Origin of the sequence: Streptomyces sp. NPDC060198 (assembly GCF_042728415.1) — a bacterium.
Taxonomy (GTDB): Bacteria; Actinomycetota; Actinomycetes; order Streptomycetales; family Streptomycetaceae; genus Streptomyces.
In genome coordinates, this window is record NZ_JBHWZJ010000366.1 from 1 (window position 1) to 6,889 (window position 6,889).

Annotated in this window: 4 protein-coding genes; 1 reads left to right on the forward strand and 3 read right to left on the reverse strand. The window is 68.8% G+C overall.

Features of this window, described 5'->3' with window-relative positions:
* Positions 1-47 precede the first annotated feature (47 nt).
* The 3 genes from ACFWEP_RS29300 to ACFWEP_RS29310 form a co-directional block, all read right to left on the reverse strand.
* Positions 48-860 carry a DsbA family protein gene (locus ACFWEP_RS29300; protein ID WP_387374481.1) on the reverse strand — a complete coding sequence of 271 codons (813 nt, stop codon included), beginning with the start codon at positions 858-860 and terminating at the stop codon, positions 48-50.
* A gap of 60 nt (positions 861-920) precedes the next feature.
* The gene (locus tag ACFWEP_RS29305) at positions 921-1,604 is read right to left on the reverse strand and encodes a hypothetical protein (RefSeq protein ID WP_387374483.1); all 684 of its coding nucleotides are present in this window, start codon (positions 1,602-1,604) and stop codon (positions 921-923) included.
* Between the two features lie 94 nt (positions 1,605-1,698).
* On the reverse strand, positions 1,699-3,024 hold the full coding sequence (locus ACFWEP_RS29310; RefSeq protein ID WP_387374485.1) for a DUF2252 domain-containing protein: 1,326 nt from the start codon (positions 3,022-3,024) through the stop codon (positions 1,699-1,701).
* Between the two features lie 256 nt (positions 3,025-3,280).
* Here ACFWEP_RS29310 and dnaE point away from each other — a divergent pair, with 256 nt between their 5' ends.
* Positions 3,281-6,826: a DNA polymerase III subunit alpha gene (dnaE, locus tag ACFWEP_RS29315; RefSeq protein ID WP_387374487.1), complete on the forward strand. Its 3,546-nt coding sequence runs from the start codon at positions 3,281-3,283 to the stop codon at positions 6,824-6,826.
* The last annotated feature ends 63 nt before the right edge of the window (positions 6,827-6,889 follow it).

Consider the following 6,889-nt stretch of genomic DNA (forward strand, 5'->3'; position numbering starts at 1 on the left):
CCCGCAGGGTGTCCGCCCGCCCGGCCTGGGAGCTGTGAGCCGGTGCGTCAGCCCTTGAGCGCCGCGTCGATCGCCGTGGTGTAGTCGGCCACCGTCATGGGCGCGCTGTCGCTGCCCTCGGCGGTCACGTTCTTGCCGTCCATCTTCAGGGTCGGCGTGCCGGTGACCCCGCTGGAGTCGAAGGTCTTGGACATTTTGACGGCCCAGGCGTCGTAGGTGCCGTCGTTGACGTCCTTCTGGAACGCCTTGTTGTCCTTGAGCGCGTCCACCGTGTCGGCGACCTCGATGAGGTAGCTGTCCTTGGCGAACTTGTCGTCGGTCTCGTCGGGGTGGTACTTCGCCGAGTACAGCGCCGTCTTGTACTGGAGGAACGCCTCCGGGCTGACGTTCAGCGCCGCACCCAGGGCGCTGAGGGCGTTCTTGGAGCCCTCGCCGTTGTCGCTGTTGTCGATGAAGGTGGCACCGACGTACTTGATCTTGTACTTGCCGTCCGCGACGTCCTTGGTGACCGTCGAGCCGACGGTCTGCTCGAACTGGGCGCATATCGGGCAGCGGGAGTCCTCGTACATCTCCAGCGTCTTCTTCGCGGAGGACTCGCCGACGACGACGGTGGTGCCGTTGGTGCCGGAGGTGTTCTTCGGGGCGACCACCTTCGCGTCGCCCGCGGCCTCCCAGGCGTCCGGCTTGTTCAGCTCGTTGACGCCGTAGGCGACACCGCCGGCGATCGCCAGCACCGCCACGATCGAGACGCCGACGATGATCTGCTTGCGGGCCTTGTCCTTCTTGGCCTGGCGCTCGCGCTCGGCGCGCAGCCGCTCGCGGGCCGCTGCCTTGTTCGCCTGGTTGTTGCGGTTGCTCATGATGCGTTCTCCGTGGGACGTACGTGAAGGGTGGGTTGGGGGAGGGCTGCCGTAGCGGGCTCAGGCCGGCAGCGGCGGCCCTCTCCGGCCCACGGAGTGCGTGAAGAGCGGCCGGGCGGCGACGAACGGGCGCGGGCTCGGGAGGCGTCCAGCGCCCCGCACCGGCGGGCGGGACCCGCGGGCCACCGCCAGCGCGACCAGCAGCGGGTGGAACGCGAAGGCGGCGGCCGCCCGCAGCAGGGCCGCCAGCGCGGCCTCGCCGCGCCGCAGCCAGGCCGCCGCGAGCAGCCCGACGGCCACGTGCGCGGCGAGCAGCAGCCACGGGACGCCCGGCCCCGGGGGCAGCGGCAGCGCTGCGGCGGAGGCGGGATGACCGACCCCGGCCACCCGCGCCAGCGGAGCGCCCACCCCGTGGCCGCCGCAGAGCACGTCGAACCCCAGGGAGCGCAGCGGACCGGCCACCGGGCCGCCCGCCGCGCCGTAACAGAGCCGCTGCCCGGTGGTGAAGACCGTGTCGGCGGCGAGCTCCAGCGGGACCAGCAGCCCCGCTATCGCCCCGAACCCGCGCTCCCGGCCCGCCAGCGCGTACGCGACGGCGAACACCAGGCCCCCCACCAGCGCCAGCGCGGTCACCGGCAGGGCTTCGCGCGAGAGCAGGACGTGGGACGCCGAGGACAGCGTGACGACGAGCGCGGTGAAGAGCGCCGCGCGCGCGGTCCTGGGTCGCGTCCCTGATATGTCCATCGCCGGAGAGTCTCGCACGCGCCCCCGTAAACGACTCCTAAAGGTCCGGGACACGGCTGTCACGGACCCTGCCACAGGCCCTGGCGCGGACCCGTCAGAGGCCCGGGATGCGGCCGTTGCGGAAGAGGTCCACGAAGATCCGGTGGTCCCGGCGCGCCCGCGCGCCGTAGCTGTGGGCGAAATCGACGAGCAGATCGCCGAAGCCGTCCTCGTCGGCCGCGATGGCGGCGTCGATGGCCCGCTCGGTGGAGAACGGCACCAGCGAGTGACCGCTCTCGTCGTCGGCCGCCGCGTGCATGGTGGCCGTCGCCCGGCCCAGGTCGGCGACGACCGCCGCGATCTCGTCGGGCTCGTCGATGTCGGACCAGTCCAGGTCCACGGCGTACGGCGAGACCTCTGCCACCAGCTGTCCGGCGCCGTCCAGCTCGGTCCAACCCAGCCACGGGTCGGCGTGGTCCTGGAGCGCCCGCTGCGAGATCACCGTGCGGTGCCCCTCGTGCTGGAAGTAACCGCGCACCGACGCGTCCGTGATGTGCCGGGAGACGGCCGGGGTCTGGGCCTGCTTGATGTAGATCACGACGTCGTTCTCCAGGGCGTCGCTGTTGCCCTCCAGCAGGATGTTGTACGAAGGCAGCCCGGCCGAGCCGATGCCGATGCCCCGGCGGCCCACCACGTCCTTCACCCGGTAGGAGTCGGGGCGGGTCAGGCTCGACTCGGGCAGGGTCTCCAGGTATCCGTCGAACGCGGCGAGGACCTTGTAGCGGGTCGCCGCATCCAGGTCGACGGCGCCGCCGTCCGGGGCGAACCGGCGCTCGAAGTCGCGGATCTCCGTCATCGAGTCCAGCAGCGAGAAGCGGGTGAGCGACCGGGCCGTCCGGAGCGCGCCGAGCAGCGGGCCGTCGGCGGTGTCGAGGGTGAAGGGAGGCACCTCGTCGTTCTTCGCGCCGGTCGCCAGCGCGTGGATGCGCTCGCGGTACGCGGCGGCGTAGACCCGGACCAGCTCGGTGATCTGGTCGTCGCCCAGCGCCTTGGCGTACCCGATCAGGGCGACGGAGGCGGCGAAGCGCTTGAGGTCCCAGGTGAACGGGCCCACGTACGCCTCGTCGAAGTCGTTGGCGTTGAAGACCAGGCGGCCGTTGGCGTCCATGTAGGTGCCGAAGTTCTCCGCGTGGAGGTCCCCGTGGATCCAGACCCGGCCGGTGCGCTCGTCGAGGTACGGGCCGCCGAGCCGCTCGCGGGCCAGGTCGTCGTAGAACAGGCAGGCGGTGCCCCGGTAGAAGGCGAAGGCGGAGCCGGCCATCTTCCGGAACTTGACCCGGAAGGCGGCCGGGTCGGCCGCCAGCAGCTCACCGAAGGCGGTCTCGAAGACGGCGAGAATGCGCTCCCCGCGGTCTTCCGCGCCGCTCTGCTCTTCCGACATCGCTGGGTGCCTCCTGGTACAGGGCGTCGAACTGCGTCGAGCACCGTCGAACATGGCGTTCATGACAAAAGGGACGGGCGTCCCCGCCCCTCCAACGCGTGACCGTACTCGCAAGTGCCCGTCGTTCGTCAGCGCCAAGACGTAGACTTCCAGGCTGTCCCCCCGACATCCCCCAGCCGTCAGCCACCCGTAGCCCGTCCGTCACCGCGGGCCGAGTGCTGCGTGCGACATCCGTCATCCCCGGAGGCACAGCGCCGTGACCAAGCCGCCCTTCACGCACCTGCACGTCCACACCCAGTACTCCCTGCTCGACGGTGCCGCGCGGCTCAAGGACATGTTCGAGGCGTGCAACACCATGGGGATGTCGCACATCGCCATGACGGACCACGGCAACCTCCACGGCGCGTACGACTTCTTCCACTCGGCGAAGAAGGCCGGTGTGACGCCGATCATCGGCATCGAGGCGTACGTCGCCCCGGAGTCGCGCAAGCACAAGCGGAAGATCCAGTGGGGCCAGCCGCACCAGAAGCGCGACGACGTCTCGGGTTCCGGCGGCTACACCCACAAGACGATCTGGGCCTCCAACGCCACCGGGCTGCACAACCTCTTCAGGCTCTCCTCGGACGCCTACGCCGAGGGCTGGCTGCAGAAGTGGCCCCGCATGGACAAGGAGACCATCTCCCAGTGGTCCGAGGGCCTGATCGCCTCCACCGGATGCCCCTCCGGCGAGGTGCAGACCCGGCTGCGGCTCGGCCAGTTCGACGAGGCCGTGCAGGCCGCCTCCGACTACAAGGACATCTTCGGCGAGGGCAAGTACTTCCTGGAGCTGATGGACCACGGCATCGAGATCGAGCGCCGGGTCCGCGACGGACTCCTCGAAATCGGCAAGAAGCTGGACATCCCGCCGCTGGTGACGAACGACTCGCACTACACCTACGCGCACGAGGCGACCGCCCACGACGCCCTGCTCTGCATCCAGACCGGAAAGAACCTCTCCGACCCGGACCGCTTCCGCTTCGACGGCACCGGCTACTACCTGAAGACGGCGCAGGAGATGTACGCCGTCGACTCCTCCGACGCCTGGCAGCAGGGGTGCGACAACACCTTCCTCGTCGCGCAGCAGATCGACACCACCGGCATGTTCGAGGCGAAGAACCTCATGCCGAAGTTCGACATCCCGGACGGCTACACGGAGGTCACCTGGTTCCGCGAGGAGGTCCGGGTCGGCATGGACCGCCGCTTCCCGGGCGGCGTCCCCGACGACCGGCAGAAGCAGGTCGAGTACGAGATGGACATCATCATCCAGATGGGGTTCCCGGGGTACTTCCTCGTCGTCGCCGACTTCATCATGTGGGCCAAGAACAACGGCATCGCGGTCGGCCCCGGCCGAGGTTCCGCGGCCGGCTCGATCGTCTCGTACGCGATGGGCATCACCGACCTCGACCCGATCGAGCACGGGCTGATCTTCGAGCGGTTCCTCAACCCCGAGCGCGTCTCCATGCCCGACGTCGACATCGACTTCGACGAACGCCGGCGCGTCGAGGTGATCCGCTACGTCACCGAGAAGTACGGCGCCGACAAGGTCGCCATGATCGGCACGTACGGCAAGATCAAGGCGAAGAACGCGATCAAGGACTCCGCCCGCGTCCTCGGCTACCCGTACGCGATGGGCGACCGCCTGACCAAGGCCATGCCCGCCGACGTCCTCGGCAAGGGCATCGACCTCAACGGCATCACCGACCCCAAGCACCCGCGCTACAGCGAGGCCGGCGAGATCCGGGGGATGTACGAGAACGAGCCGGACGTCAAGAAGGTCATCGACACCGCCAAGGGCGTCGAAGGACTCGTCCGGCAGATGGGCGTGCACGCCGCCGGCGTGATCATGTCCAGCGAACCGATCGTGGACCACGCCCCGGTCTGGGTCCGGCACACCGACGGCGTCACCATCACGCAGTGGGACTACCCCCAGTGCGAGTCGCTCGGCCTGCTCAAGATGGACTTCCTGGGTCTGCGCAACCTCACCATCATGGACGACGCGGTCAAGATGGTGAAGGCGAACAAGGGCGTCGAGCTGGAGATGCTCGCCCTGCCGTTGAACGACCCCAAGACCTACGAACTCCTCTGCCGGGGCGACACGCTCGGCGTGTTCCAGTTCGACGGCGGGCCGATGCGCTCGCTGCTCCGCCAGATGCAGCCCGACAACTTCGAGGACATCTCCGCCGTCTCGGCCCTCTACCGGCCGGGCCCGATGGGCATGAACTCGCACACGAACTACGCCGAGCGCAAGAACGCCCGCCAGGAGATCACCCCGATCCACCCGGAGCTGGAGGAGCCCCTCAAGGAGGTCCTCGGCCTCACCTACGGCCTGATCGTCTACCAGGAGCAGGTGCAGAAGGCGGCCCAGATCGTCGCCGGCTACTCGCTGGGCGAGGCCGACATCCTGCGCCGCGTGATGGGCAAGAAGAAGGCCGACGAGCTGGCGAAGAACTTCGTCCTCTTCGAGGCCGGCGCCAAGAAGAACGGCTTCTCCGACGCGGCGATCAAGGCGCTCTGGGACGTCCTGGTGCCGTTCGCCGGATACGCGTTCAACAAGGCGCACTCCTCCGCGTACGGGCTCGTCACCTACTGGACCGCCTACCTCAAGGCGAACTACCCCGCCGAGTACATGGCCGCCCTGCTGACCTCGGTCAAGGACGACAAGGACAAGTCGGCGATCTACCTCAACGAGTGCCGGCGCATGGGCATCAAGGTGCTCCCGCCGAACGTCAACGAGTCCGAGGCCAACTTCGCCGCCCAGGGTGACGACGTGATCCTCTTCGGGCTCACCGCCGTGCGCAACGTCGGTACCAACGTGGTGGACTCGATCATCCGGTGCCGCAAGGCGAAGGGGAAGTACGCCACCTTCCCCGACTTCCTCGACAAGGTCGAAGCGGTCGTCTGCAACAAGCGCACCGTGGAATCGCTCATCAAGGCCGGTGCCTTCGACGAGATGGGTCACACCCGCAAGGGACTCGTCGCCCACCACGAACCCATGATCGACAACGTGGTCCAGGTCAAGCGCAAGGAGGCCGAAGGGCAGTTCGACCTCTTCGGCGGCATGGGCGACTCGGACGACGGCTCCTCCGAGCCTGGCTTCGGTCTGGACGTCGAGTTCTCCGACATCGAGTGGGAGAAGTCCTACCTGCTCGCCCAGGAGCGCGAGATGCTCGGCCTGTACGTCTCCGACCACCCGCTCTTCGGCCTGGAGCACGTCCTCTCCGACAAGGCGGACGCCGCGATCTCCCAACTGACCGGCGGAGAGCACAGCGACGGCGCGGTCGTCACCGTCGGCGGCATCATCTCCGGCCTCCAGCGGAAGATGACCAAGCAGGGCAACGCCTGGGCCATCGCCACCGTCGAGGACCTCGCGGGCGCCATCGAGTGCATGTTCTTCCCGGCCACCTACCAACTGGTCTCCACCCAGCTGGTGGAGGACACCGTCGTCTTCGTCAAGGGACGGCTCGACAAGCGCGAGGACGTACCCCGGCTCGTCGCCATGGAGATGCAGGTCCCCGACATCTCGAACGCGGGCACCAACGCGCCGGTGGTCCTCACCATCCCCACCGTGCGGATCACGCCCCCGATGGTCAGCCGCCTCGGCGAAGTGCTCTCCAGCCACCGGGGCGACACCGAGGTCCGCATCAGGCTCCAGGGCCCTCGCAAGACCACCGTCCTCAGGCTCGACCGGCACCGCGTCAAGCCCGACCCGGCGCTCTTCGGCGACCTCAAGGTGCTGCTCGGCCCGTCCTGCCTGGCCGGCTGACCGCGGCGGCACCCGGACACGACACGTGACCCGGTGCCCCCCGCACGACACACGAAGGGGCGC

Coding starts and splice junctions, on each gene's coding strand:
- ACFWEP_RS29310 (WP_387374485.1), bottom strand. CDS start 3,024: ATGTCGGAAGAGCAGAGCGGCGCGGAAGACCGCGGGGAGCGCATTCTC.
- ACFWEP_RS29305 (WP_387374483.1), bottom strand. CDS start 1,604: ATGGACATATCAGGGACGCGACCCAGGACCGCGCGCGCGGCGCTCTTC.
- ACFWEP_RS29300 (WP_387374481.1), bottom strand. CDS start 860: ATGAGCAACCGCAACAACCAGGCGAACAAGGCAGCGGCCCGCGAGCGG.